General features: G+C 64.4%; 3 protein-coding genes and 1 pseudogene. 3 read left to right on the top strand and 1 reads right to left on the bottom strand.

Annotated features, from left to right (window positions below):
• Both VK519_RS06670 and VK519_RS06665 read left to right on the top strand, forming a co-directional pair.
• Nucleotides 1–493, top strand: a pseudogene (locus VK519_RS06670) (DNA topoisomerase IV subunit B); the annotation flags it as partial.
• Between the two features lie 4 nt (nucleotides 494–497).
• Entirely contained in the window at nucleotides 498–1019 is a 522-nt protein-coding gene (locus VK519_RS06665; protein ID WP_324348422.1) for a 3-hydroxyanthranilate 3,4-dioxygenase, read from the top strand.
• On the opposite strand, the gene VK519_RS06660 is transcribed toward VK519_RS06665, so the two are convergent.
• Nucleotides 1016–1588 (bottom strand): NUDIX hydrolase, encoded by a 573-nt coding sequence (locus VK519_RS06660; RefSeq protein ID WP_324348420.1) that lies wholly within the window; start codon nucleotides 1586–1588, stop codon nucleotides 1016–1018. The genes VK519_RS06665 and VK519_RS06660 overlap by 4 nt on opposite strands.
• 115 nt (nucleotides 1589–1703) lie before the next feature.
• Between VK519_RS06660 and VK519_RS06655 the strand changes: the two genes are divergently transcribed.
• On the top strand, nucleotides 1704–2631 hold a 928-nt coding region (locus VK519_RS06655; protein WP_324348418.1), incomplete at its 3' end, for a hypothetical protein.

Below are 2631 nucleotides of genomic sequence, written 5' to 3'. Positions count from 1 at the left end.
CATCGGCTGCGACCCGGGCAAGAGCGACATTTCCGGCCTTCGCTACGGCAAGGTGATCATCCTGGCCGATGCCGATAGCGACGGCCTGCACATCGCCACCCTGCTCTCGGCGCTGTTCCTGCGCCACTTCCCCGCCCTGGTTCACGAAGGCCATGTGTTCGTGGCCATGCCGCCGCTGTTCCGCGTCGACGTGGGCAAGCAGGTGTTCTACTGCCTGGACGAAGACGAAAAGCGCGCCATGCTCGAGCGCGTGGAGCGCGAGAAGATGAAGGGCGCGATCAGCGTCACCCGTTTCAAGGGACTGGGCGAAATGAACGCGCCGCAGCTGCGCGAATCGACCATCCATCCCGACACCCGCCGCCTGGTGCAGCTCACCGTGGACGCGGCAGACGGCACCCAGGGTTTGATGGACATGCTGCTGTCCAAGAAACGTGCTGGCGACCGCAAGGCCTGGCTTGAGGAAAAGGGCGACCTGGCCACCCTGGAGGTATGACGTCATGAGCCTGTTGCCACCGATCAACCTTGCCCGCTGGATCGACGAACACCGCCACTTGTTGAAGCCGCCGGTGGGCAACAAGTGCATCGTCGATGGCGATTTCATCGTGATGATCGTCGGCGGCCCCAACGCGCGTACCGACTACCACCACGATGAAGGCCCCGAGTTCTTCTACCAGCTCGAAGGCGAGATGGTGCTCAAGGTGCAAGATGACGGCGGCGCCCGGGATATCCCCATTCGTGCCGGTGAGTTGTTCTACCTGCCGCCGCGCGTACCGCACTCGCCGCAGCGCATGCCAGGCTCCGTTGGTCTGGTGGTCGAGCGGCGGCGCCTGGCCAACGAGCAAGATGGCCTGCTGTGGTTCTGCGAGCGCTGCAACCACAAGCTCTACGAGGAATACTTCGTCCTGGACAGCATCGAGCACGACTTCCCACCGGTATTCGACCGCTTCTATGGCTCGGTAGAGGCGCGCACCTGCGACGCCTGCGGCCATCTCAATCCCGCTCCGGCACGCTACGGCTAAGACTCGCGCGCAAGCCAGTGCATGGCCATCCGTCGCAGCGAGTCATCCCATGCCGCTACGCCCCGCGTGGAGTGGGGGTCAGAGTCATTACTCTGACCCCGTTCCGTACCCGACGCATCGGCGGCGATATCGGCGATCGGCCACCAGGCCAGGGCCAACGATTCTGAGCTGACGGCAAACTGCTCGCTTCCCCTCGCCCGCACCACATAACGCACATCGTAGTGCCAATGCGCAGGCTCCTCGCCGCGCGCGGGGATCAGGTGGCGGTCGATGTCGAACACGCCGCCCTCGATCGCAAGATCGGGCAATCCCGACTCCTCTTCCGCCTCGCGCAATGCCACCCGCGCAAGGTCGGTGTCGCCGTCGGCGTGGCCGCCCAATTGAAGCCAGCGGTCGAGCTTTCGATGATGGGTCAGCAACACGCGCCGCCCATCGCCGCTGACAAGCCAGGCGGAGCCAGTGAAATGCGCGTCCCTTCGCGTGCGTTCGAAGGCGTTTGGCTCGCTTGCCAGTTGGACGAAGGCTTTGGCCTGCTCGCCGAAGGGTGAAAATTCGTCAGCGGATGTCATGTGGTGGGGAAATGCTTTGTAGGAAAACAAGAAGCGCTTGTAGGAAAAACTACTGAATAAAGAGCGATACCTGACAGCGCCGGCATGCAATCGAAGCCTAGCATCGAAATGCCGGGTGGAACCGGCACCGCGCACCGCGCGGCACCTCGACCAGGGAGAGATGCTCTTGATCCGTTATGTCTTCGCCGCTTGCAGCCTATTGGCCGCACCCGTTGCCCTCGCCACGTCGCACGATACGTCCGACGTGAACTGGACCGGAAGCCTGGCCTCACTCAACGGCGCCACGCCAGCCGCCGGGCGACTGGTGGTACAGCCTTACGTGTTCTATTCGGAAACCCGCAACGCCTTCGACAACCACGGCGACCGGCACGCGGTAACACCCTCGCGCAGCTGGCGGTCGATCGCCGTGGTGACCTACGGCATCACCGACCGCTTCGCCGCCACCGTAACGCCCAGCGTCTCGCGGGCCAGCAGCGCCGGGCAAAGTACCGACGGTATCCGCTCGGGTGACACGTCGATCCGTTTCCAGTACATGCTGCAGGCTCCCAACGCCGACGGCACGCGCGCTGCGTTCTCGCTCGTTGCCGGCCATCGTTTCGCCGTGGGCCGCTACGACCGCCTGGGCAGCAACGGCTTCAATGGTGGCGGAAGCGGTGTGGAAGGCAACAACTTTGCCGCGCTCTACCAGCAGTGGTTCTGGCTGGGCAGCGGACGCCCCCTGCGCGTAAGGGCCAACCTCGGCTGGGCGCCTCGCCCAGGCCACGTCTCGTTGCGCGGCGCAAGTGTCTACGGTACTGGTCGCGGTTTCGTCGGCTCAGCCAGCCCCGGAAGCAACGTCAACGCGCTGGTGGCAGCGGAGTACAGCATCAATCGCCGATGGGGCCTGGCGATGGACCTGGGCTGGTCGCACGATTCCGACACACGCGTGCATGGCGTGGACGGCCGGGGATTTGCGGTTTCTTCCAGCAGCGGGCCTGCGACGCGTTGGTATGCCTCGCCCGCGCTCGAATATCACCTTTCCAGCAGCGTCGGCTTCATCTCCG

The sequence above is a fragment of the Pinirhizobacter sp. genome (assembly GCF_035317885.1).
Lineage (GTDB): Bacteria > Pseudomonadota > Gammaproteobacteria > Xanthomonadales > Rhodanobacteraceae > Pinirhizobacter.
Note: the sequence above shows the minus strand (reverse complement) of the source record. Positions and strands in the feature narration are given on the sequence as shown.

Coding starts and splice junctions, on each gene's coding strand:
- VK519_RS06665 (WP_324348422.1), top strand. CDS start 498: ATGAGCCTGTTGCCACCGATCAACCTTGCCCGCTGGATCGACGAACAC.
- VK519_RS06660 (WP_324348420.1), bottom strand. CDS start 1,588: ATGACATCCGCTGACGAATTTTCACCCTTCGGCGAGCAGGCCAAAGCC.